The following is a 25433-nucleotide window of genomic DNA, read 5'->3' as shown; positions in this document are numbered from 1 at the left end:
GCGTGTGGACAATATGCTGAGAGAAATCTGGAAGCACCGGGCCGTTTATGCTGCGATCTCGCCATTTTATTTGCTGTTTGGCATCTTTGGCTTGTTTCCGATTGGCTTTTCATTGTACCTGGCGTTTCACAAATGGGACGGGATCGGAGACATGACCTACAACGGCTGGGGCAACTTTCGTTACCTTGTGACAGACAACGAATTTTGGCAGGCTGTAGGTAATACGTTTGTGATCTGGGTGTACGCCACGATTCCAATGCTATTTCTAGCACTCATTGTTGCCTTTCTGCTTTATGCCCCTTTTGTGAAAATGCGCACCTTATGGCGAGTTGGATTCTTCCTGCCCAATGTGACATCTATTGTTGCTGTTGCCATCATCTTTGGCGCCTTATTTGCCAACAATTTTGGATTTCTCAACTACCTTTTGCAGCTCTTGGGGCTACCTATGATCCAATGGCTGAATGTGCCATGGGGTATCCAAATCGCCATTTCTTCCATGGTCGTCTGGAGATGGATGGGTTACAACGCCATTATCTATCTGGCTGGGCTCCAGAGTATCCCACATGTGCTGTATGAGGCCGCCAAAATAGACGGGGCAACCGGAGCGCAAGCTTTTTTCCGCATCACCATTCCGATGCTGCGCCCAGTCATTTTGTTTACGGTCATTACGTCCACCATCGGTGGGATGCAGCTGTTCACCGAGCCACAGGTCCTGGTCGGTAATGACGGCGGTGCCGGGGCAAGTGGCATGACCATCGTTTTATACCTGTACCGCGAGTCGTTCATTAACAACTATTTTGGATATGGCGCTGCTGTCGGATGGGGCATGTTTCTCATCATTGCTCTATTCTCCATCATCAATTGGAAACTCGTTCAAGGTAAAAAATAACGATGGAAGGAGCTTTACCACATGATGCAGACACGTGCAAAATCCATTGTTTTATATGCTGGGCTGTTGGTAGGTATCATCCTGTCGATGTTTCCATTTTACTGGCTAATCGTCATGGCAACCCGTACAACCTCAGACATCTATCGTTTTCCGCCACAATTGTGGTTGGGCAGCCACTTCCTGGATAACATCACGAGAGTATTGCAGCAGATTGATTTTGCCGGCGCCTTTTTGAATACCCTTTTTGTAGCCAGTTCGATTACCCTATTGGTGCTGTTTTTTGATTCACTGGCCGGTTTTGCATTCGCAAAGTTTGATTTTCCGGGCAAAAAGGTGCTATTCGTCATTCTGCTAGCTACAATGATGGTCCCTTCACAACTTTCGCTCGTCCCCTCCTTTGTCATGATGGCTTCCTTTGGATGGGTAGGTACGTTCAAAGCGCTCATCATCCCGGGTATGGTAAATGCCTTCGGGATTTTCTGGATTCGTCAGTATGCAGAAGAATCTATTCCCAAGGAGCTCCTGGATGCGGGGCGTATGGACGGGTGCAGCTTTTTTCGGCTGTACTGGAATGTAGCACTGCCGATTTTACGCCCTGCGTTCGCTTTTCTCGGCGCATTTACCTTTATAGGAGCTTGGAATGATTACTTATGGCCATTAATCGTTTTAACGGATGAGCGCAAATTCACCCTCCAGATTGCATTGTCGCAGTTGAACGGGATTTACAATACGGATTATGCGATGGTCATTGCTGGCACCCTGCTGGCTGTACTTCCTCTTATTATTTTGTTTCTTTTCATCAGCCGCCAATTTATTTCCGATCTTGCCGCTGGAGCGATCAAAGATTAGCTTCGCTTGATTCCCCTTTTACTTGCTCTAAAGCGTCTTCGAAACTGGACTTAAGCTCTGGAGAGGAATTGCACAACTATGAGCTCCGTGCGATTTTATTAATTGGAACGACTGCTCTAAACGGAACACTCAAATAGACTACTTCGAGGCTGAGTTTACACACGATTGAACATGTACTGTCTACCTGTTATCCATATTTCCTTGTAAATTAGCCTCCATAGTTATCTAACGATTAATAAAAATCGCTTCCACTCATTTAACAGAGTAGAAGCGATTTTTCAAAAATTAAATAAACGTTTCTCTAATAGGTCAACTTAAAGCCATATCATAGTTTGCACTACTATTCATTTGCCTATCAGAGCGACATTTACATGCACAATTCGAGCCATGTCCGAAGTCATGAAGTATATTATTAGCACCGGAAGAACAAATACAAGATAAAGGAACAATTCCAAGGGTATTTGCCATTAAAGGCTTCCTTCCAAATGGATTTACAATTCTCAATTTATAATCCTCCTTCGACTCGTTTTGATAATAGATTGGAATTACACCAATGTAATATGGTTTAATTCCTCTAATAAATGTGGTTTGTGTTCCAAGATAGTATGATAGCTTATTAATGCATGTTCCAGCATATCTAAAGAACGCCTACAAGCTATTTTCTTTTTTTCGATATTAAACTTATCACTATCGTAACATTCGACGTAACAAACCGAACAAAGGCGTATAGCCCAACATTTGGAGCACTGGGACAAACTCTCCTTACCATAGTCGTCTATATAACGATCGATTAATACAGATTCGTCTATACCACTATAAACGTTTCCAACTGAAGGTGATTTTCCAATGCGCTCGCATAAATGAAAGTCTCCATTTACCGTTACATAAATTCTTCTTGAGGCAGGTGAACAGCAGCCGTTTAAGCAATAGTCCGGGTAAGGAGTTTCAGTTAAAATCCTATCATGTATTATTGAGAATTGTTTGTGTAAAAAATCGATTGTAAAGGGAGTATTTTTTGATATAGAAGTATTATTTAACATTAGATCAATTGTCCAGTTCCCTACAGGGTTATCATAACAATGCATAGAGCTTTTTTCAGTAATCGTTTTTTTCTATGTCAGACGAGTGTCTCACATAAGAAATATTTTTAGTAATATCCTTAGGTACCCACGAAAGAGAATTGAAGAAATTTTGAATTTTTTTTCATAACTACATCATTAGCTGGTCTAGGTGTTACCATGCTTAGCGATATAAGAGAATTACTCTTTTCTCCATAAGCATTAATTAGATGTTTAAGACCATTAATTGCCTTGTCATACGTGCCCTCACCATTTTTAAATACCCTCCTACAATCATGTATTTCCTTTGGACCGTCAATACTACAAACTACTCCAAAGTTAGGAACTGTAGATAGATATTCTGCGATTTCAGCAGTCATTAAGGTTAAGTTTGTTGTCATTGAAAATGTTAAATCTTTATCAGCACCATTTTTTAAAGTATAGTCTACACAATGCTTTAATAATTTAAATTCTATTAATGCTCCCCGCCATAAAAAGTTACCGCCACTTTTTTACCTGAGTTTTTCAGAGTATAATCGATTGCTAACTCTGCTACTTGCCAGGACATGTGCCTGCGTCCAAATTCCCTGAAGTCTATGTTCCCTGAATGATATATACAATAGTGGCATGCCATATTACATTGTTCGGTCAACTCCAGAGTAACCTGTTCTAGATGACTTCTTGCATTTTCTAAAACCTCATCTTTTGATAGTGCAAAGGATAAAAGAGGAGGTGCTTGGAATAAATGCTGTTCCTGCGCAACATGTATTAAGTCAATTAGAATAGTCAATGTATCATCATTAACTTTGGTAGTTTTTATTACCTCTTCGATATCTCCGTACACTTGTAAGTTATTTAGAAATACATACTCTATTTCAGTGCATTCCATAACTTTGCCTGTGCCCACATCATACAAATAGGATTTATTCTTTGTCTGAAACAACTTAAACAATCGTGAGTAATTCCCATACTGTTTTTTGATGTTTCTAAAGAACTCCATAACTGTGGAATCCAATATCATCACGTTCCTCTTGGGTTTCAATATTCAAAATATGGTCACATGCTGCTAATAGTCTCTGGTCATGTGATACTACAATTGTTATCCTTCTTGACTTTTGCTTGGTCAATATTTCTATAAGTCCACTTACACTCTTTGAATCTAAGGCTGATGTGGGCTCATCAAGAATCGTTAAGAAAGAATCTTTACTTAATGCACGAATCAAAGCTAATTTTTGCTTTTCACCACCAGAAAAGTTGCTTCCATTTTCATTTATTAGTATATTTTCAAGGTTAGCTTTTGTTATTATCTCTTCAAGCCCAAAAGCTGTTATAAGCTCATCTTGATTACTGGCAATCTCTTTTGAAAAAGTAATTCCAAATTTCAAATATTCCTTTATTGGTAGATTTAAAAACTCCGGATTCTGTTCTACATAAGAAATTCTATAACGCCTCATATCAAGCATATCTATATCTTTGATGGAGCAATTATTAAAAGCTATTTCTCCTGTGTAAAGATCACTATAAAGACCTATCAGAGTATTAAGTAATGTTGTTTTGCCTGAACCATTGTGACCACAAATCCCGTAAATTCCCCCCTTAAAAAAATCATAAGAAAAGTCTCTAAATACGCTTTCCTCGGAATATTTAACACCTAATTGTTTAATACTTATTTTCTCTAAATCTTCAAGTGTTGTACTACCATAAATATCATTTTCAGAGTTCATAACGTCATTTAGCCGTTCTATCGATACTTTCGTCTCTTGGTATGAACTTGCTAAGCTTAATAAATATGAAGTTGACGAGATGATCATTGAAAGGTACGTGTTAATTATGGTGAACTGCCCTATACTCATTTGGCCAATTACAACTTTATGACCTCCAATTCCGATTACAAATATATAGCAGATGATCAATATAAATTGATTTAGATTGGAGAAAATATAATTAGTTTTTACTTGTGAAGTCGCAACTCTAAATAATGAATTAAATGCTTTATTTAGCCGCTCATTCATTTCATTAAAGAGTACATTCTTCTTTATAAAAACCAATTTGTTAATTTGTTCGACTTTTTTAGAGTAGTATTCATTTGCTTCTTTTTTGTATTTCAGATTTGCTTTATACAATTTTTTTTCTAAAAACCACATATGTAAATATATAAAAAGGAATAAGCGAGAAAATTATAACGCATAGTAGTACATCAGCTTTTAAAACAATAATACCACTGATAATTATTGTGATTACTTGCAATACTAAGTTGGAAATATTATTTGAAAAAAAGTCAACTACTGTGGATGAATCATTATTAATTTGGTCAACTAAGTATGCATTATCCTTATCTTTGAAGACCGACAGTTTAGTTTTGAATATTTTTTGATAGATATCATTGCAGATTTCGTATAATAATAAATTATTCAATTTCGTAGAGAAAAGGGCAGTTAAATATTGTATGAGAATGTTTACTATATTTATAATCCCCAGTAACAGTACAAAATATAAAATGATACTTATATTACTTTTTGATACTAAATAATCAATATATATGCCTGTGATGTAAGGAACAATAATTCCTATAATCCACAATACTGAAGTAACAACAATGTAAAAAAAATACATACTTGCGCGTTTTTGAAAGGTATTTTTTCAAGTATTCTAGGACTATCATATTCATCACCTATGTTTCATATTAGGTAAATCTTAGCGAGATGCTAAAAACAGCATCTCGCTAAGTAATGTTACTTCTCTTATGCTACATCTTGTAGGAACAAGAAAGAGTACAGCCACTTGAACCGTGGAAAGGACAATGTGCACTTACTTGTACAGCACTTTTTACCAATACGTCCATGGTTTTTCCCTCCTTAAAATTTAATTTATATAAATAACATACAGTTTAAAAACTATATGCTACTTATCACTTTTGAGCTGCAATAGAAAATGCACTGTTTTCAAGCGTGATATTTATCTTTGCTTTACCTGCACCATTTATATAGTTATATGTTAAGTTTGGTCTAAACAATGGCCATCCCGCAGGAACACTTAATGCACTTGCAGTCGTCTTAACTGTAACTGTGTAATCCGAAGCTCCTTTACTAAAAGTTAAGGAACCTGAACCTTTTGTATTGTCATAACTAATGGCTTTTGAGTATCCTACAGGCACCCGAACTGACATTGAGGAACCATCTACACCTGTGATATCAAGATTAGTATTTAGCTCTGGAAGTGAAACTCCAGACTTTGTACTTTCTACCGTTATTTTTTCATAACTTTTATCAGGAATTAAAATATTAACTCTGTCGGAAATGCCGTTAGCTGAGCCTTTCCCCTTTACTGTGATGTAAATTGTAGATCCACTTAATGTAGAAGTGACAGTATACAAGGATTTGTTATACTCATAACTAAAATCACTTGCTGAAGTTTTTGTAACGGTGACATTACAATTTATAGCCGTTAGATTGATATTCTTAACATCATTTGAAGCTGCATTACTTGAAGCACCTAATGGCATCCCCATAAGTAAGAAACCACATAAAACAATACACATTTTTTTTAGCATTAACATGATTCAGAAACCTCCTTCTTATTTTCCGTTAATTGTCCAGCCAGTAATACTTTCGTGCACTCGGTAATATACTCCTGCAAATTATAACGATATTGCTCACATATGTTAAAGTCTGCCATTCTATTATGAGGACATCCTCCTAAACACACAGGTAAGTACTTACAGTCTGAACATTTTTCATCTTCAGTAGGATCATATAATAAATAACAACCAAGAAGCTCAGTATTCCATTTCACTGATGTATCTTCATTTATATTTCCAACACACTGCTCAATAATTCCAATATCGCTCCAACATTTATATAAATGACCAAGAGGATCAATAACGAAACTATTATATTTGTCCGCAGAACAATAATTACCTTTAGGTGCAGGATAAATATAACTAATTGGGATATCATTTTCCGACATAAATTTTAAATTAAATTTTGAATACATCTCGTCTGTCAAGCACTTAGTTCCCTCATACTTTCCATTCGTCGGCGTAACTAATCCTAGATAAGGTATTACATTTTCCAATAAAGAATTTTCCTTTAAGAATCCTACGATTTCATGTAAATTCAACCAGTTGTCTTGGTCAGTATTTATTCTCATAAATATCTTAATCATCCCTTTAATTTGCTTGAGGTTATTCATTATGACATCAAATGTCCCTCTTCCACTTACTAAAGGGCGTCTAAGATCATGTACTTCTTTAGGACCGTCAACAGTGACTTGAATATCATTTACTCCACATGATATTAACGTTTGAACTTTTTCTTTATTTAAAAGATAGCCGTTTGTAATGACACTGGCCGTATATTGTATATTGTTTTCTTTACATATTTCCAAAAAATCTTCCGATATCCTAACTATCTGCTTCATTGCAATCAAGGGTTCACCGCCATACCATGTAACATTAAGAGTGTCAAGTTTACTAGCATTTGCTTTAACAAAATTGACTATACTTTGAGCTGTTTCTTCACTCATAGTTTTGTTATGATATTGGTCTTTCTCAAAACAGTATACACATCGAAAATTGCAGGCCATTGTAGGGGCAATTGTTAGCATTAAATTAGAAGATTCAAACCGATTTTTTAAGAGGTTTACCTTTACATATGCTTTTTCATTCATATTATCTTCTACGATATAGCCACATTCGATAAGATTTTTAAGATAAGTATCATTATTTATTGCCAATCCATTGTTTGTAAGTTCACAAAACTGTTTATAGTACTCCGGTTCAAGAACTGCCAATGCACCTGTTCGAGAATTATAAAGTACCGTTTTATCGGTATTTTCAATAATGTCATTAAAAATAAAGTTATATTGCGAAGCTTTCATTTTAGCCCTCCTTAGAATGGATGCGGTCCCTATGTAATTATGAATCGATTAACTAGTGACAAAATTCACATAAGTTTTAAAAATAAGATGTACGCTCATTCTGAGTTGTAATAGCATTCTCGCAGTGCACACTAGCCACCAAGAATAGATGTCCATCATCCGAAACCGGACTGAATTTAAAAGCCATCCTACACCTTTATAGTTTATTCATATACTTTATTCTCTCTGGACAATATCTATACTAGATAGCTTTTCCTTCTCGGCTTTTAATGTAGCATAAGGCAAAAAGAAAAAATAAGCTTGTATCCTGAAATGCAAAAAAGTCCATCTCAACGACCAAATATGTCAGCTTCATGTGAGATTAATATTTTTGTTACCTATTCTAAGCAATAAAGAAGAACGTATCCATTCCCTCGCCTGGGCTACGTCCTATCCACAGTATAAGTATGCATTTGAACTTTTACTAACAAAAATTCCATAACCTGATGGTAATTTTTTTCATATGTAAAACATCACTTCGAATAGACTTTTTTTACAATATACTGGATTTATATAACATATTTGAGGTGGTCTATTTGTTTCAAGTTGCTGTTTGTGACGATGATCCCGCAATGCATAAAATTTTACAACACTTTTTCATGTGTATGTCAGTAAGTGAATCCTTTGATTTTAATCTACAATTCTTTTTATCTGGGGAAGATCTAATCAAATCTTACAGTTCACAAGAGCGATACCCCTTTCATATTATCTTGTTAGATATTGAAATGAGGGAATTATCGGGAATTGAAACTGCAAAACTTATTCGCCTTTTTCCTGACCGAGAAGTTCAAATCATATTTCTAACTAACTATCCAGAATACATGCTAGAAAGTTTTGAAGTACAAGCATTTCAATATTTACTTAAACCCCTTACTTATAAACTCTTTGTAGAAAAAATAAATAAACTATGTCATTATATGCGTTCTTCAGTATCCCACTTTCTGTCTGTGAAAAATAAAACTGAGCATCTTGTATTGAGACACTCTGAGATCATAGCCATCTCAAAAGGTGAAAACAATTACATCCATAATGAACTTTGTATTGCAACGGATTCACACAACTATTTTATTTCTGGAACGTTGAAAGCGGTTTATGAACAATTAAAATATCCGTTTGTGTTTATACATAGGTCAATAATTGTGAATTTAGTTCATATACGTAAGTTTTCAGCTACTTCTGTTATTATGTCAAACGAACAAGAATTCCCTGTAGGTCGTTCTCACGCTAAATCACTTCGTGAGGCGTATGCTCGTTTTATAATTTCTCGTTTTCAGGAAGGGTGAGTTTTTTGAATCATTGCGTTTACATTAATGTCACCTCGTTTTCTAATTACTCTTTATTTTTATTTAGCACAACAAAGCAAAGTCATTTTTCCAATCCAATAGTTAACCTTTTTTTACTTTTCGCCTCTTTACACTTCATACTTATTACAGTACTAGTAGTTCATTATTTTAAAAAAGGAAGAAAATACAAGATAGGGATTGTGTATTATTTTGTAATATTAATAGGAACATCGTTTAACTTGCTCATACATTACGGTTTATTTTCTTTTATGAAACATAATTTATTCTTTATAATGTCAATCATCAGTATTCTTGGAATGAACGTGATTAATGTCTTTCTAACGGACAAGTTGATAGAAAAGTCAAACCTCTCATGCTTTTTTCAAAAGCAAATGCTGATGCAAGAAAAACGTTATAAAGAAACAATTCGATCTCTTAGTGATATCAAACGAAGTATTCATGATTTCAAAAAACAGTTAATATTTGTCCGTGCTTGTTTACAAGAACAGAGGACGGAAGAGGGTGTTAATCACATCAACCAAACTCTAAAAAATATAGACTCACCAAAACTTCATATAACAACAGGACATCTCGTTATTGATGCTTTAGTAAATCATACTTTCAGCATCGCTAATAAAAGTGGGATAGCTTTCTTCCATCAAATCCATATTAACCCGGCAAATATTAGTATTGGAAGTCATGATCTATGTATTGTCTTAGGTAATGTTTTCGATAATGCTATTGAAGCTGTAATGCAGCTTCCTAGAAAGAAAGAGCATTCAATTCATTTGGAAATTTTCACCGATAATATTGCCCTATGGATTTATGTTCGCAATTCAAAAAGTAATTATCTCAATACAGCATTCTCAACCAAAACATACAATCCCCCTTTAAAAAAACATGGGTATGGATTACTTAACATCCAGCAAGTGATAAAGAAATATGGTGGTTATTTAAATACAACTATTACGGATTCGCATTTTCAAATTACGATTATGCTCCCATGTAATAACTCTTAGGTTTGTAAACGTTATGGATTAAGAGATATTCAGAATAAATAAAATGTCGGTAATCACCAGTCTTATAACCTAAAAAAAGGAGTACCCTCAAGCCTGTGATGGCTGAGGATACTCCCTTTTAGTATTTATGAATTTACCGTTTGTCCCTTTTCTTCTACTTGGATAGCCGCCCCTACATTGGCACCAGCAAGAATACCCTTGTTCTTATTAGGATACAAAGAATTCATATAAGTCCGGGTTTCTGCAACAACAATTCCCGACAAGCCGAGCAGTGCAATCAGGTTCGGAAAAGCCATCATGGCGTTAAAAATATCTGCCAGCAGCCAGATGGCATCGAGCTTGATGAACGCGCCTCCGGCAACCAGTACGATGAACAGATAACGGTATGGTTTAATCCACTTGACCCCAAGCAAATATTCAACACAGCGTTCCCCGTAGTAGTTCCAGCCAAGTATCGTTGTGAACGCAAATAAAATAAGGCTAATCGTCACGAGCTCTGCTCCAGCCGGAAAGGCACTGGAAAACGCATGCTGAGTCATCAGACCTCCATCATCATTTCCACTCCATATTCCCGTAACCAGCAATGTAAATCCTGTCAAATTACAAATAATCATCGTATCGATAAAAACGCCCGTCATGGATATTAGCCCTTGTTCTGCGGGCCATTTCGTCTTAGCTGCTGCTGCTGCGATTGGCGCACTTCCCAAACCAGCTTCATTTGCAAAGATCCCTCTGGCAACTCCGCTTCGCATCGCCAGCATAATCGTGGCTCCGGCAAATCCACCCGTCGCAGATGTTGTCGAGAAAGCCCCTTGTAATACTAGTGCGATCGCATGAGGAAGCTCTCCTGCAAACTTAATGAGTACGATTAAACAAACCACGATATAGAGCCCCGACATGAATGGAACAATCTTTGTGGATACCTTGGCGATACTTTTGAGTCCTCCAATCGTAACAACAGCCGTCAACACGGAAATAATGATTGCTGTAACTACTGTTGGCACGCCAAAGCTACTTTCCGTAGAAGAAACGATAGCCTTTACTTGCGGAAAAGTACCGATTCCAAATAGTGCTACAAGAATACCAGAAAAGGCAAACAACATCGCCAGCGGCTTGAAACGGCGGCCAAGCCCATTTTCAATATAATACATCGGTCCACCCGAAAATTGTCCGTTCCGGTCTTTAACACGGTATTTAACGGATAATAGCCCTTCCGCATATTTGGTTGCCATCCCGAAAAAAGCTGCAACCAGCATCCAGAATAATGAACCGGGCCCACCCAGTTTGATCGCTGTTGCGACACCGACGATACTTCCCGTACCTACAGTAGCTGCAAGTGCCGTACTCAATGCTCCAAAGCTACTGACATCCCCGCTGCCTTCGTCCGGCGCTTTACCAATTAGCTTGAGCGCTAAGGGCAATCGAATAATCTGAAGCATCTTCAGACGGATCGTTAGCCACAACCCAGTGCCCATGACGAGAATTAGAAGCGGCGCTCCCCACATCCAACTGTCAATCGTTTCTAACACATGTACCAAATTCATTTCAACCCGCTCCTTCAGCATAGTAGAAAACAAAAAAGAGTCAAATCTGTTGATTCGACTCTTGGAGAGGTTAAAGGCACGAAAAAATACAACCATCTTGTGCAGGATTTCACCTCTAAAAGCTTATAAAAAGCCTAGGGCTATCCCTGTCACAGGTTATTCGCGTCTCTGTCCTTTTGCCTGAGAGTTTAAGCAGATGTGATCTGCGGTGCACCTTCGGCGCCCAATTAAGGGTCTCTCCAGAGTTCTGTCCGTTTACGGTCCCTGCTCGTTGCTGTAAATCAGCCTAAGCACCTGAGAGTTTTGCCCCTTCGGTTGGAACTTTCATTCCATCTCCCGCAAACATCAACCAGACATATGAAATTTTTATTCATTATACAGAAAAATTTCAGCTTATTACAAGTGAAAAATTTGTGAAGCCCTCTGAAAGAATCAATAGAGTGTCTATACAAAAAGCGGGTACAGCAGATTGCATCCTGAGGATTTTCTCTGCTGTACCCGCCAAAACGATATGGAATTATAATTCTTCACCGTTGGTTGCTATCACATTTTTATACCAGTTAAATGAGTCCTTTTTGGAGCGTTGAAGCGTTCCGTTACCGTCATCATCCAGATCAACGTAAATAAATCCGTAGCGCTTGGACATTTCGGACGTAGACATGCTCACAAGGTCGATAGGTCCCCAGCTGGTGTAACCAATCAGATCAACACCGTCAGCAATCGCTTCCTTCATTTGGGCAATATGCTGACGCAAGTAATCAATGCGATACGTGTCATGCACAGAGCCGTCTTCTTCTACCTTATCATACGCACCCAGGCCATTTTCCACGATGAACAGTGGCTTTTGATAGCGATCATAAAACGTATTCAGTGTAACACGCAGGCCGATCGGATCGATCTGCCATCCCCAGTCGGAAGACTGCAGATACGGATTTTTCACACCGCCTATCAGGTTCCCTGCTGCCTTTTCGCCTTCTGGCCCTGCCGATACGGTCAAGGTCATATAGTAACTAAATGAGATAAAATCGACCGTGTTATTTTTCAAAATTTCGGCATCGCCGGGTTCTGTCTGGATCACAATATTATTTTCTTCAAAATAGCGGTTCATATAGTTGGGATATCCCCCACGAGCATGCACATCCGTAAAGAACAGGTTCATTTGATTTTCATGCTGTGCTTTCAGGATATCTTCTGGGTTACACGTATGTGGGTAGCTTTCAATGCGGGCCAGCATACAGCCGATCTGAGCGCCCGGAATGATCTCATGTCCCCGTTTGGTCGCCAATGCACTTGCTACAAATTGATGGTGCAATGCTTGATATATCGCTTGTTGCTTGTTTTCTACACGGTCAATAACCACACCGCCGCCTGTAAACGGGCTCATAGTCATGACATTAATTTCGTTAAAGGTCAGCCAGTATTTTACTTTATCCTTATAGCGTGTAAATACCGTTTCGGCATATTTTACGTAATGATCCACGACTTCGCGTCCCAACCAGCCATTATACTTCTGTGTCAGACCTAGCGGTGTTTCATAATGCGACAGTGTTACCAAAGGCTCAATACCATACTTGCGCAGCTCATCGAATACATTGTCGTAGAATTGCAATCCTGCTTCATTCGGCTCGGCATCATATCCATTCGGGAAAATCCGCGACCAGTGGATGGACATCCGGAATACTTTAAAGCCCATTTCTGCAAACAAGGCAATATCTTCTTTGTAGTGGTGGTAAAAGTCCACACCTTCACGCTTTGGAAAACGGGCGTTTACCTTCCCTGCCAAGATGTCCTTCAGTCGTTCGGACGAAATTTCTATAGCATGATCGTTCTTACGTTCTGATTTAGGTACATAGGCTATCATGTCTGCGCTGGATAGACCTTTTCCATCTACGTCAAAAGCACCTTCCAATTGGTTGGCTGCAGTTGCCCCGCCCCAGAGGAAGTTTTTCGGGAATCCTTTTAGCGTCTTCGTCATGGTATGAAAACCTCTTTCCTTAATTTAATGTTTTCACTTTAGTCAGTAACCCGTCAGGTGCTGCAATGCGAATCCATAACTAACGGTAACCGTTCTCCTTTGAAATGCATCGACAGATGCTTTAAAATAGACGTAATGCCCTCATAAAGCATCCTAATTGTTGTAACGCGTTTCATGTCAAGTATTTTTTTCTCAGGTGAGGAGAAGCATCATGTCGAATCTTGATCAAATTGCAAAACTGGCGGGCTTTTCCAAAGCTACGGTATCCAGAGTGTTAAATCAGTCCCCCCATGTAAGCCAAGAAACCAGAGCTAAAATTTTAAAAATAATGCAGGAATTGGATTATGTTCCTAATCGAAATGCGATCTCTCTATCCAAGGGTCAGACGCTTCAGATTGGTATCATCACTTCAACTATCAATGAAATTGTGCTGGCATTTCTGGACAGCTTTGTGGAAATCGCAGGCCAATATGAATTCCAAACCATTATTTATACTTCGGGAGAAGACAAAAAGAAAGAGCTTCAAGCTTTCGAGGATTTAAAAAGAAAAAGAGTCGATGCGCTGGTCATCATTTCCTGCGTGAATGACACTGATTTTTTGAGTACCTATTGCAAATATGGACCGATCGTGGCATGGCAACGAATGGAGCATACTGATATTCGCTCCGTCGCTATGGACCAGTATGAAGGATACATGTTAGCATTAAAACATTTGATACAAAAAGGCTATACACGTATAGCCAATGCTTTTGGTCGTCCAAGCAGCATCAATACTCACAGCAGACAACGAGCCTATGAGCAGATCATGAGTGAACACAATCTGCCGGTACTGCCACACTGGAACTATTCTTCTATTTATAACATTCGTGATGGCGAACAGGTCGTGCGCAATTTGTTACAGCATCGTGAGGAATTTCCGGAGGCTATCTTGTGTGCTAACGATTATGTAGCAGTGGGCATTCTCTGCGAAGCGCGCAGACAATTGCTGAGGGTACCGGAAGATCTGGCGATTGTTGGGTTTGATAACACGGAGCTGGCGCACACCATGGGGATTACAACGGTTCAAAATCCCATTATGGCTCAGGCGGAAAATGCCTTTTTCATGCTTTCCCCTCAGCTGATTGGACGCCAAATGGAGCTTCATTCGCTAGAATACAGTCTCATTGAGCGTACGACCACTTAAGGGCACAATTGACTTGCAAATTAGGCAAATGGGCCTTGATATGAAATATTTTTTGTCGAAAGAGAATAAAATATGTTGAAATCGCTTTTTTTTGTGCTACAATAGCACTATATCGAAGGATTGTGACCGGTGATGCGGGCAATGCCTGAGTTCAATTGAGTGCTATTGCTAACAATAGTGTTGAATTGTGCTTGGGCATTTTTTATTGGTAAAGGATGGGAGGGGGAACTTCAATGATTATTGAGAAGGTGCTCAATAACAACGTCCTGTTGACTAAAAACGATAAAGGCAAAGAGGTCATCGTCATGGGAAGAGGTATTTCCTTCAAAAAGGTGGCTGGGGATCAAGTCGATGATCATAAAATAGATAAGATTTTCATGTTAAATGAAAACGAGTTCACGGCCAGACTAACTGAGCTGCTAAACGATATTCCTGTGTCTCATCTGGAGGTCGTGAATGAAATCGTGACCCATGCAGCCGAAGTGCTGGATACGGAGTTAAGTGATAACATTTATTTAACATTGACCGACCATATTCATTTTGCCATACAGCGGGAAGAAAAAGGATTGGCACTCAAAAACGCGATGCTGTATGAAATTAAACGCTTTTACAAAAAAGAATTTGCAGTTGGGCTGGATGCTCTACAAAAAATTGAAAATACGCTCGGTGTAAAATTGGGCGAAGACGAAGCGGGATTTATTGCACTGCATATGGTGAATGCACGGATTGATGGTAACGAGATGAAGGCTACACTGAAAATGACCGAGATTGTCCAACACATATTGAATATTATTACGTATCATTACGGGATTGTGCTGGATGAGTCTTCTTTTAGCTATTCGAGATTTTTGACCCATTTGCAATATTTTGCAATGCGAGTGATTCGCAAAGAGGTTATTCACAGTGGTGAAGAATTTTTGTACAACCAGGTAAAGCAAACATATACCGAGGCTTTTGCTTGTGCCCAAAAAATTAATGAGTATCTGGAAAAAACATATGATCAATATTTAAGCAAAGATGAGTATGTATATCTAACGATTCACATTCATCGGGTAACTGAGCGTAATAACATATCAGGCTAAAAACTTTATATCCTCATCGTTCATGGATTGTGACTGGTAAGGCAGGCAAAACCTAAACTGATGGTGAAATCGACGTTCCCTTATAGGAGGACTGCGCAGTTTTCACCACGAGTTTAGGTTTTTCTTGTTTACAAGTTTAAAAAGATGCACGCCGGCGCATCTCAGCAACAAATGTAAACGGTAAATCCTATCAGTAGCAAGAATAACACTTAAGGAGTTCTGAACATGAGTGATAAAGAGCTATCCAAAAAAATAGTGACTCTCGTTGGCGGCGAAGAGAATGTCAATTCGGTATTCCATTGCGCTACACGCTTGAGATTTAAATTAAAAGATCGCACAAAAGCAGACAAAGCTGCACTGGAAGCAACACCTGGTGTCATTACAGTGGTGGAAAGCAGTGGCCAGTTCCAAGTGGTCATTGGTAACAATGTAGGTCAGGTCTTTGAGCATATGATGGCAGAAACAAATCTGCAGGATGCAGATAATCCAAATGCGAAAAAAGAAGAATCTTCCGAAAAAACGAATTTTCTTGGCAAAGCGGTCGATATCATTTCCAGCATTTTCTCACCTCTCTTGGGTGCTCTTGCCGGAGCTGGTTTGCTCAAAGGGATTATGGCCTTAATTGCGTCGCTCCATTGGATTGATACTGCAAGCGGTACGTATCTCATTCTGAACGCCGCTTCGGACAGCGTGTTTTATTTCTTGCCTATATTCCTAGCTATTACATCGTCCCGTAAATTTAAGACGAATGCTTTTGTATCGGTCGCAGTTGCTGGAGCCCTCGTCTACCCGGATGTTATTGCAGCGGTGGACCATCCGGCAAAACTGGCTTTTCTCGGGATTCCAATCATTCTGATAAAATATAGTTCCAGCGTAATCCCAATTATTCTCGCGGTATGGGTACAGTCCTATGTGGAACGTTGGTTTAATTCCTTTGTTCATCAATCGGTTAAAAACATTATCGTCCCTATGCTATCACTGCTAGTTGTTGTTCCGTTGACGTTTTTGGCCTTTGGTCCAGTCGGTAACCTGATCAGTCAAGGCTTGGCGAACGGTTTTACATGGGTGTACAATTTAAGCCCATTGATTGCCGGAGCTGTTGCTGGGGCATTCTGGCAAGTATTTGTTATTTTCGGCGTACACTGGGGCTTCGTTCCTATTATGCTGTCCAATATTCAAACATTGGGTTATGACACGATGCTTCCAATGCTTACAGCAGCCGTACTTTCTCAAGCGGGTGCAACACTGGGGGTATTCCTGAAATCACGAAATACTCAAATGAAAGCTTTGGCTGGTTCTTCTACACTGGCAGCTGTATTCGGGATTACTGAACCTACGATTTATGGTGTAACTTTGAAATTGAAAAAGCCTTTCATCTATGCTTGTATTTCTGGTGGTATTGGGGGCGCGATTATCGCTTCCGGCGGAGCAACTGCAAAATCCTTCTCCCTGCCTAGTTTACTGGCGTTGCCAACTTATTTTGGAGCTGGGTTCTTGTGGGTTGTTATCGGCTTACTCGTTGCCTTTGTACTTGCAGTTGTATTGGTTATGATTTTGGGCTTTGATGATCCAAAAGAAGAAGCTGCAAAAACAGAAACAGCCCCCGTAAAAAAAGAAGTAGCCATCGAAAAAGAAATCCTCGTAAGTCCGCTGCAAGGTAAAGTGCTGCCATTGGAACAATCTTCTGATGTTGCTTTTGCTTCAGGCGCTATGGGGAAAGGAATCTTGATCGATCCTACAGAGGGTGTGCTGACTTCTCCGGTTAACGGAACGATTACGACCGTATTCCCGACCGGACATGCCATCGGTATTACTTCCAATGACGGAGCGGAAATTTTGATTCACGTTGGTGTTAATACAGTGAAGCTGAAAGGACAATTCTTTGACAAACGCGTCAAAGAGGGTGATGTGGTGAAGCAAGGACAGTTGTTGCTTGAATTTGATATCGAACAAATTAAAGCGGCAGGCTATACAACGACTACGCCGATCATCGTAACCAATTCCGCTCAATACCTGGATGTACTGAACACCATGGAAACGGAAGTGAAACGTGAGGATTACTTGTTGACCGTTGTAGTCTAACGTTTAACTTTCAGACTAAAAGAAGCTTTCCTAATGGAAAGCTTCTTTTTTTATACATCATGAGACAAGTGTTACAGCGAAAAATGGAAATATCATATATTGTAAGTTTGAGATTGTAAAAAAAGGAGGATTTCTGTGAAAAAAGGATATATCGCCGGGTTAAGTGTCATTGTGTTGCTTATCATTGGTATCGCTATTTCAGCTGTAGTTAAATTTCAAGACCTGGAGCAGGTAGTTCAGCAGAAAGATAAAGAGATCCAAGCGAGCAAAAGCAATTACCCCGAAATATATGACCACTTGAATGCGGTTACAATGGATGGTTTTAAACAATTGATTCAGCAGGATCAAAGTGTATTTGTCTATGTTGGCAGACCCAGTTGTGGCGACTGCAATCGGTTTGAGCCTAACTTTAACAAGGTGATTGAACAGTATAATCTGGGCTCCAAAATTACTTTTTTAAACGTTCACAAAATTCACAAGGACAAATCCCAATGGAATAAGTTCAAAGCAGATTACAACGTAAAATACACCCCCACGATTGCAGAATTCAGGAACGGCAAGCTGGTGGATAAAATAGAATGGACGCCAAAAAGAGATCTCAGTACAGATGCCGTAAAAGAATGGCTAACCTCCAAAAAACTCATTTTATAAGCCTCTTTTTTATCCATTTCATTGAGAATAATAGAGTTGTTCATGCAAAAAAGGTATTCAAGCGAACAACGCATGAATACCTTTTATTAAGAATGTCCAAATCATCAAGCTGATTAAAAATAGTTCCTAGCGCTCTTCACTCGCTTCGGAAAGCCTTGTTTACACCCATCCGTTCCTATATTGCAGGCGATTATACAGTACGAGCATCAATCGAATCGGGAAATTCATATCGAATAATATCCGTTTCGGATACGATATGTCCGATTTGTGACTCAATGAATTCCAAATCTCCATCTACTGCACCTATAAAATGCTTGGTACCAGGTTCTACAACGATGACCATACCAGGGCTGACTGTCTGTGTCATCCCATTGATACAGACACTTCCGGTTCCTGAAACAATGGTCCAAACCTCTTTTCGGAACTGATGCTCATGATAGCTGATAAATCTCCCGTTCGAAATGACAACACGTTTGGTGACCGTTTGTAACCCGCTTGCCGCTTGTTGATGGGACAAGACCGTTTGCTTTCCCCAGAATCGCTCCTCAAAACGCGGTCCAATTTCAATTTCTGCCACCATATCCTTAATTCCTGTTGATGATTGTCGATCCGTAACCAGCACACCATCCGGCCCAGCAACAACAATAATGTTTGGGACATTCCAGATGCTAACCGGAATTTCCAGTTCATTGATGATATGCGAGTCATGTGATGCTTCCGAAATATATCCGGGACCGCTTAGCTTTGAACTTACTTCCCGCACCAACGAATCCCACGTTCCCAAGTCCCTCCACTCTCCATGATATGGGAGCACGGAGAGCTTACGAGTGTGCTCTACTACCGCAATATCAAAGCTGGTTTTAGGCAAGTCTGCGTAATTTGTCGAAAGTGTTTTATAATCGGCTGGTAAACTCATTTGCGCCAGCACATCCAATAAAAAGCCGAGTCTAAAAGCAAACACTCCGCAGTTCCATAAGGCTCCTTCACGGATCAAGGCTTCAGATCGAATCAGATCGGGCTTTTCTACAAATGAACTCACCCTATAATATTCCTGGTCAAGTAAAGGAGCTGAAGGCACAATATATCCATATTTATCTGAGGGCTCCGTTGGAACAGCCCCCATCAATGCGATATGGCTTCCTGATTGCTCTAATATGGAAGGAAGCCTGCGCAGATGCTCGAAAAATTCATCCCCCGCATAGCCATCCACCGGCATGACCCCCACGATCTCGTCACGTGATGCACCTGCAATGTCATGCAAGTAAGCGGTAGCCAAGGAAATGGCCGGGAAGGTATCCCGCTGAGTCGGCTCCTCAATCACTACAGCGTCTCCACCAATTTGTCCCTGAATCAGTTCGACCTGAGTTCCACTCGTAGAAAAATAGGCTTGATCTGCCAAATTCGCCTCATCCAACTGCCTCCATATCCGTTGCAGCATGCTTTCCGGCCGCTCGTCATGACGTAGGATGGAAAGAAACTGCTTCGGACGGTTCACATTGGATAAGGGCCATAGACGTTTACCCGAGCCTCCGGATAATAAAATCATTCGCAAAGATGCAACCTTCTTCCTCTAAATTCATATTTTCTTACATTATTGGACTGTTTGCTTTTCGTGCTTTTGCCGAATACATAAGTATGTATCATCGTAGAACATACATAGTTATGCCATGTTAATGGTATCTTTGTCCGTACAGGAGATGTCAGTCATGCCTATAAAAATACTCATCATTGAAGATCAAAAAAGTTTGGCTGATATGATTGCTCTTCATCTTCAGGAGGAAGGCTATCATACCGAACTAATCTATGATTGTAAACTCGCAATTCCTACATTAATGCACTTTAAGCCGGACATTATTGTGACCGCTCTAATGTTTTCCGGTAAAGTCGAATCTGAGCTAATCAGTCACATCCGTCAATTTACCACGGTTCCTATGCTCGTCATCTCTAATAACACCCTGCTGAATATAAGAATAAAGGCTCTGGATGACGGAGCGGATGACTTTTTATGCAAACCTTTCAGTCTGAGGGAGCTAAATGCCCGCATCAAAGCCTTGCTGCGCCGCAGTGGTAGCAACATGCTCACTGAATCACGAACGATAACCCAAAAGCTTAAAAAGGTAAGAGTTTGGGTGAATGATTACCGTCATAGCCTGTTGGTCGATGACCAGGAAATCGAAGTTACTCACATCGAATTTTCTATTATAAAAGAGATGTCCAGCAATCCAGGGAAAGTCTTTACCCGTAGCGAGCTGATGGATCGGGTCAAAGGCGGAGATGGTGCTTATCTGGACCGTACCATCGACGTACATATCTCCAGCCTCCGCAAAAAAATTGAGCGTGATCCTAAAAACCCTCAGCATATCCGTACCGTTTGGGGCAGAGGCTACAAATACGAGATGTAGCCATATTGTGGCGCCTGTTTCCCTCCGGGCAGCTTGCTTCTTATGGAATTTTCCGCTTATTCCATCGCCGATATGGAAGAAAACAAGCTGCTCCGCCCAGGATCCCTATGACAAACAATACCCAGCCAAAACGGTAGGCTGAAGCCAGAATAACGACAACCTTACCGTTTCCGCTGCCATTCGTTATGAATCCGGTAGTTACTCCATTCACAGACAGACGCGCTCGCTGATTTTCGTTACCCAGCCTGAACTCCCATAGTGGATTGGGTGATTCCGTCTCCCGGATCAGCACCTGCTGATGCATTGGATTATATAGCGTAAAACTACGTTCCATGGAATTTTCACGAGTAGCCTGAATGCTTTCCGCAGCGTGTGGTGCCATAAAAAAGGTATCCATATCCGTTCCCTCAAACAGCGTAAATTGATCCACTGTAATCATCGCTTGATAAGGGATGATGGAATATTGCTTCATTTGAAATAAGCCCGTCTGCTTCTTGTGCGCATGCGCTAAAATCTGAAACTGCATCATGGTGGTTCCTGCCGGAGCCTTTACAATCTGGTCATAATGATTCCATTGCTCCTTATCTCTCTCCTCCACCTCATCAATATAGGAGGTTTGAAGAACCTGGGACGCTTTATTTAAGAAAATGACCTTCATGTGTCGACTTCCAATTTGTTCTGACCGTGCATCCAACTGCACGGCATACTCTTGCAGCGGTTCCGCCTTCATTTTTTTGGACGCATAAATATTCCAATCACAGGAATAGCTAGGTGCGTAACGGATGGACAGTTCTGTGTCCTTGATGGATAGATCCGTCTGGCCAGGTCGAATATCTGCTACACAACCAACATCCGTGCTCAATGATTCCTTCGTGTCCTGCCCAGGCATCACGATCACTTCCTGCCCGCCCATTCGATGAATATCTGCAAAATGGCTCAATGACGGCACCTGACTGTCGAGTACAAGGATTAAGCGATATTTTCCCTTGGTTAAGAACAGATTTTTAAATTCGACTCGGCCATAGTCGTTCAGCAGACCGGGAATTTGTATGCTTTTCTTGGCAAAACCATCCTGATTGGGCACCGTTTCAATAACCTTCTTTTCGGATAAAGAGGTAGCGGGTAATCGCTTATAAGAGTCCTCCGTACGAATCGTTCTGGTCAGTACCTCTCCAGTCTCTTCATTCTTCCATTTCATGGTTAACGATCCTTCATATCCGGCAGGTAAATTAGCCAAAATAGCTGTGGCATAGGTTCCCGTTTTGGCGACTTCCACTTCTCTGCTTAACGTCCCTTTTTGGTAACTGATTCCCCGACCCATACTAAGTCTAGGTAAAGCACGTTCCGTCTGCACATTCCCTTGAGCATTAAAATCGTTCTCTGCCTCCAAGGTGAAAAAGAGCTTGCCCCGCTTCAATGCCTGCTCCACCGGAAAAGATAACCGATCCAGTTGATCCACAGGAACAATCGCAAATTGATTGACCGCATTAAAGCCTTGCAGGTTATTAACCGTGATTGGGTTATCTCCCTTTGGAAAAACATGTTCTCCCAAATCAACCCATTGAAATTGGTTTAATCCTCATCACGGGTCTTGATGTTAGCCACTCCATCGGGCAGTGTGACTTGTATTTTCCCGCCTGCCTTATTCATGAACACTCTTGCATATACATGCGAGGTTTGAGGCTGGTCCATCTTTTTATGCATCGTAAACGTGTTGGGCTTGCTGTATTTCCCCAAATCACGCAGCTGAATATCGTGAATCCACCAGTAATTTTTTTGCTGCGGACGCTGGAGGGTTAACAAATCCATTCGCATCCAATAGCTGCCAGGCGGCGAGACGTATTCCCCGTAAAATTTTACACTGTCAAAATTATATCCCTCTGAAGGCGCCACAACATAGCTAACCCCCAGCTCACGCATTTGCTTATCATAAAACCTCATTTTTACATGCATTTTGTTCGTCCCACGACCAGAAACGGTGATGTGGAACTGATAAGGGTTATTTTCCTTGGCCTCTAGCAATCCCGATCTAGCAACCTGCCATATATTACTCGGATCTCCCTTCATAATCTCACCATGCAGAGTCGGCACGTCGTTCGATTCCTCTCGGGGGTTAGCCTGCACACTGAACAACTGTGGATTATCAGGCTTGAAAAAGGTTTCCGTTCTCAGCATAGAGTCAAAATCAAGCACCGTTTTGCCTTCAATACTGCTCATCTGATAGGGTGCCACATCCAGCTTCTTACTGGCGAAGGTGACCGCAATCCCTGCATCCATCTCCATATCAAACGGGAAGTTCCGTATATTTTGGGAGGATAAATACCACAACCAATCGTTGGTTGATGCAAAAGTTTTGGACCATTTTAAAAATGCATTACCATCCTCAATGGCATCAAAAGGCCGCAAGTAATCCTCTGCCGGGAGCTGGGACAACAGCAAGTCATTAAAGGAGGCTGCCTCCACATAATCCCCCTTGTTGACCGTCTGAATGGTGTTTAACTCAGGCTTCAACGCGCTGAACAGCACGCCAAAACGGCTGAAATCAAAACCAGGCAGATGACTGTAGCTCTCCAGTCGGCTAAATCCGTAAGGTGTCACAATTTTACTTGCAAGAATATTCATATAGGGCGGTGTCTGATCAAGATTGAATATGGAAAACAAATCGTTCTTATACGTACGTTTCAACCCGGTCTGACCTTCCAGCTGAGACAGGTGGAAATCCTGCCGCTTCTCCTGTCCTTCATATTCATCATGGTAGACCAGCTGGTTGACCCCAAAGGTAGAGAACAGCCAGCCTAATCGCGAGCTTAGTCCGTTGTCCATAACATACTGTAGAAAATTCATATAGTATGTGATACCGGGATCATTGCCTTCATGATGAAAGATCGTATTTTTAGGAGAAGAGTATACCTGAAAATCCCCGGTTGCCTTCTCGGTTGCCGTTTTTCCTTTATTCCATTTGGGCGTCGCTACTCCGTTATAGCTTTGAATCATATTATCGGCAATCGGAAAATACAGTGCCTTGCTGTCAAAACGATCTGGGTCAGTCAGCTTTTCAGCCATTTGACTATAAGCCTTCGGCACTTGTACCGGCTTGTAGTACCCCTCAATGAACTGGGTACGCAAGGGAGCAAAATATACGCCCAGGCACAAAACGACGATAACAACCGCCAGCTTTTTATACACACGCTGTAGCGGCGATGATCCAAACCATTCCATACATTGAATGACGCCAAAGGTCAGCAACACACCGAAATTAAGGGAAAGCAGTCCAATAAATTTGTTAGGATCACGGAAAACCGAACCAATTACAGGGGTTTTCGTAACCAAAATAACAAACCACTTGGCAATGGACGGAAATGTCGTTCCAGTCGCTGCAACCATAAATAACAGCGTAAGGAGCGAGAAGATCAGAATGATCGGTTTTTTATGTGAACGTGTCACCATCGCGTATCCGATCAATAGCAATAAGAATCCCCCACCTACATAAAACATCGCAGGCAGTGAGGAAAAGGAAAACATTGGCCACCAATAGCTCAGTAAATAACCCACATTATATAAACTGCTATTACGGCTGAACAGAGACAACGTATCCACGACGTTGATATTATGCTGAGACGCTTGAGCGTCCATCAACATGCTACCTACATACAGGGACAACCAGTAAAAACTAAGCAGTCCGAAAAACACACCAAAAATCATGCCTTTACGCAAAAAATTACTGTATAAGGGCTGTAAATAGGCGCGCCCGGCTTTACGATGAGTCCAGGTCAGTTTGAGCAGGAGCAACATGGTGAACAATCCCAAATAAATCATCCCGAAGAAAAAATAATGAATGGCCGCAGCACTAACAGTGAATACTGCAGCCAGCAGGAACAGGTCAATCCAGTTCCGCTGATACAACTTATGGGGATGATAGTTTTTAATTTGTTGAATTTGAAACTTGGGGTCCACCGCACTGAAAAAGAATCGCAGCATTAACGGAAACAAACTATACCCACAGAGCAAATAAATATGCTGGATGCGAAAAATAACCCACGGATTCAGTGCGTAAAACAACGAACCAACCATGATGGCAAAAATACGGGTTTTCGTAAAACTTGGTGAATAATACACGCTGACCAGTCGCTTGGCAAAGGCATACATCGAAAATGCCGAGACAAATAACAAGCCTGTGATAAACGACTTGAGCAAGACCGGGCCGCTTTCGTCAAATAATAGTGAAAGTCCATAGAAGGGCAAGATGTACAGGATACGTGGAGCATTGAACAAGGTCGAGGTAGACCATCGTTCGTTCCATACCCCGGTTATTTCCTCCAGATACCGATGAGAGGTGGCTCCAAAGGCAATGTCACTGAATACGATTTGTCCTAATCCATAGATGGGGGCAAGATATGCGACAATCGCAGCCAGCATCAATAGGATTGCCGCCATATCGTAGCGGTAGCGAAATATCCACTTTTTCATGCTTGTCCCCCTCTCTTGAACCTCTTGTATCT

Annotated in this window: 18 protein-coding genes, 1 pseudogene and 2 riboswitches; of the genes and pseudogenes, 9 read left to right on the top strand and 10 right to left on the bottom strand. The window is 40.6% G+C overall.

The features are described from left to right. Positions 1 to 13 precede the first annotated feature (13 nt). Together C400_RS0114385 and C400_RS0114380 are read left to right on the top strand one after the other, a co-directional pair. Positions 14 to 889 carry a carbohydrate ABC transporter permease gene (locus tag C400_RS0114385; RefSeq protein WP_016818618.1) on the top strand — a complete coding sequence of 292 codons (876 nt, stop codon included), beginning with the start codon at positions 14 to 16 and terminating at the stop codon, positions 887 to 889. 21 nt (positions 890 to 910) lie between these two features. Continuing rightward, entirely contained in the window at positions 911 to 1738 is an 828-nt protein-coding gene (locus C400_RS0114380) for a carbohydrate ABC transporter permease (protein WP_016818617.1), read from the top strand. A gap of 1159 nt (positions 1739 to 2897) precedes the next feature. Here the strand turns inward: C400_RS0114380 and C400_RS27890 are convergent. The 6 genes from C400_RS27890 to C400_RS0114360 form a co-directional block, all read right to left on the bottom strand. Beyond that, positions 2898 to 3197 (bottom strand): hypothetical protein, encoded by a 300-nt coding sequence (locus C400_RS27890; protein WP_232795372.1) that lies wholly within the window; start codon positions 3195 to 3197, stop codon positions 2898 to 2900. Between the two features lie 74 nt (positions 3198 to 3271). Further along, complete coding sequence (locus C400_RS27885; protein WP_232795371.1) at positions 3272 to 3820, bottom strand: hypothetical protein; 549 nt, start codon at positions 3818 to 3820, stop codon at positions 3272 to 3274. Continuing rightward, positions 3783 to 4940, bottom strand: coding sequence for an ATP-binding cassette domain-containing protein (locus C400_RS28440; protein WP_269800345.1), 1158 nt, complete (start codon positions 4938 to 4940; stop codon positions 3783 to 3785). Before C400_RS28440 ends, C400_RS27885 begins: the two co-directional genes overlap by 38 nt. After that, entirely contained in the window at positions 4912 to 5409 is a 498-nt protein-coding gene (locus C400_RS27875) for an ABC transporter transmembrane domain-containing protein (RefSeq protein WP_269800344.1), read from the bottom strand. Before C400_RS27875 ends, C400_RS28440 begins: the two co-directional genes overlap by 29 nt. A 295-nt stretch (positions 5410 to 5704) precedes the next feature. Beyond that, positions 5705 to 6352 carry a hypothetical protein gene (locus C400_RS0114365; protein WP_017427401.1) on the bottom strand — a complete coding sequence of 216 codons (648 nt, stop codon included), beginning with the start codon at positions 6350 to 6352 and terminating at the stop codon, positions 5705 to 5707. Next, complete coding sequence (locus tag C400_RS0114360; protein WP_017427400.1) at positions 6346 to 7674, bottom strand: radical SAM/SPASM domain-containing protein; 1329 nt, start codon at positions 7672 to 7674, stop codon at positions 6346 to 6348. The genes C400_RS0114365 and C400_RS0114360 overlap by 7 nt, the downstream gene beginning before the upstream one ends. A gap of 575 nt (positions 7675 to 8249) precedes the next feature. On the opposite strand from C400_RS0114360, the gene C400_RS0114355 reads away from it, so the two are divergent. Together C400_RS0114355 and C400_RS27870 are read left to right on the top strand one after the other, a co-directional pair. Next, the gene (locus tag C400_RS0114355) at positions 8250 to 8996 is read left to right on the top strand and encodes a LytR/AlgR family response regulator transcription factor (protein WP_017427399.1); all 747 of its coding nucleotides are present in this window, start codon (positions 8250 to 8252) and stop codon (positions 8994 to 8996) included. 392 nt (positions 8997 to 9388) lie between these two features. Further along, a complete protein-coding gene (locus tag C400_RS27870) occupies positions 9389 to 10015 on the top strand; it encodes a sensor histidine kinase (RefSeq protein ID WP_232795370.1) in 627 nt (208 codons plus the stop codon). 125 nt (positions 10016 to 10140) lie between these two features. On the opposite strand, the gene C400_RS0114345 is transcribed toward C400_RS27870, so the two are convergent. Both C400_RS0114345 and C400_RS0114340 read right to left on the bottom strand, forming a co-directional pair. Then, on the bottom strand, positions 10141 to 11559 hold the full coding sequence (locus tag C400_RS0114345) for an alanine/glycine:cation symporter family protein (RefSeq protein WP_038978208.1): 1419 nt from the start codon (positions 11557 to 11559) through the stop codon (positions 10141 to 10143). A gap of 158 nt (positions 11560 to 11717) precedes the next feature. Continuing rightward, a riboswitch (glycine riboswitch) is annotated at positions 11718 to 11812 on the bottom strand. Between the two features lie 11 nt (positions 11813 to 11823). Continuing rightward, positions 11824 to 11908: riboswitch (glycine riboswitch) on the bottom strand. Positions 11909 to 12076: 168 nt separating this feature from the next. Beyond that, complete coding sequence (locus C400_RS0114340) at positions 12077 to 13534, bottom strand: glycoside hydrolase family 1 protein (protein WP_017427397.1); 1458 nt, start codon at positions 13532 to 13534, stop codon at positions 12077 to 12079. 211 nt (positions 13535 to 13745) lie between these two features. Between C400_RS0114340 and C400_RS0114335 the strand changes: the two genes are divergently transcribed. The 4 genes from C400_RS0114335 to C400_RS0114320 all read left to right on the top strand — a co-directional run bounded on the left by C400_RS0114335 (position 13746) and on the right by C400_RS0114320 (position 18532). Continuing rightward, positions 13746 to 14717 carry a LacI family DNA-binding transcriptional regulator gene (locus tag C400_RS0114335; protein ID WP_017427396.1) on the top strand — a complete coding sequence of 324 codons (972 nt, stop codon included), beginning with the start codon at positions 13746 to 13748 and terminating at the stop codon, positions 14715 to 14717. A 233-nt stretch (positions 14718 to 14950) separates the two neighbouring features. After that, positions 14951 to 15799 carry a BglG family transcription antiterminator LicT gene (gene licT / locus C400_RS0114330; RefSeq protein ID WP_016818607.1) on the top strand — a complete coding sequence of 283 codons (849 nt, stop codon included), beginning with the start codon at positions 14951 to 14953 and terminating at the stop codon, positions 15797 to 15799. Positions 15800 to 16024: 225 nt separating this feature from the next. Further along, complete coding sequence (locus C400_RS0114325) at positions 16025 to 17881, top strand: beta-glucoside-specific PTS transporter subunit IIABC (protein WP_017427395.1); 1857 nt, start codon at positions 16025 to 16027, stop codon at positions 17879 to 17881. A gap of 135 nt (positions 17882 to 18016) precedes the next feature. Next, on the top strand, positions 18017 to 18532 hold the full coding sequence (locus C400_RS0114320) for a thioredoxin family protein (RefSeq protein ID WP_017427394.1): 516 nt from the start codon (positions 18017 to 18019) through the stop codon (positions 18530 to 18532). A 190-nt stretch (positions 18533 to 18722) separates the two neighbouring features. Here C400_RS0114320 and C400_RS0114315 read toward each other — a convergent pair whose 3' ends face one another. Beyond that, positions 18723 to 20078, bottom strand: coding sequence for a sugar phosphate nucleotidyltransferase (locus tag C400_RS0114315; RefSeq protein ID WP_038978207.1), 1356 nt, complete (start codon positions 20076 to 20078; stop codon positions 18723 to 18725). A gap of 160 nt (positions 20079 to 20238) precedes the next feature. Between C400_RS0114315 and C400_RS0114310 the strand changes: the two genes are divergently transcribed. Further along, positions 20239 to 20934 carry a response regulator transcription factor gene (locus C400_RS0114310; RefSeq protein ID WP_017427392.1) on the top strand — a complete coding sequence of 232 codons (696 nt, stop codon included), beginning with the start codon at positions 20239 to 20241 and terminating at the stop codon, positions 20932 to 20934. Positions 20935 to 20974: 40 nt separating this feature from the next. Here C400_RS0114310 and C400_RS0114305 read toward each other — a convergent pair. Beyond that, a pseudogene (locus C400_RS0114305) lies at positions 20975 to 25401 on the bottom strand (hypothetical protein). Positions 25402 to 25433: the final 32 nt, after the last annotated feature.

It is taken from the genome of Paenibacillus sp. ICGEB2008 (genome assembly GCF_000307675.1).
In the GTDB taxonomy this organism is placed as follows: Bacteria; Bacillota; Bacilli; order Paenibacillales; family Paenibacillaceae; genus Paenibacillus; species Paenibacillus polymyxa.
This window is presented reverse-complemented; position numbering and strand designations above follow the sequence as displayed.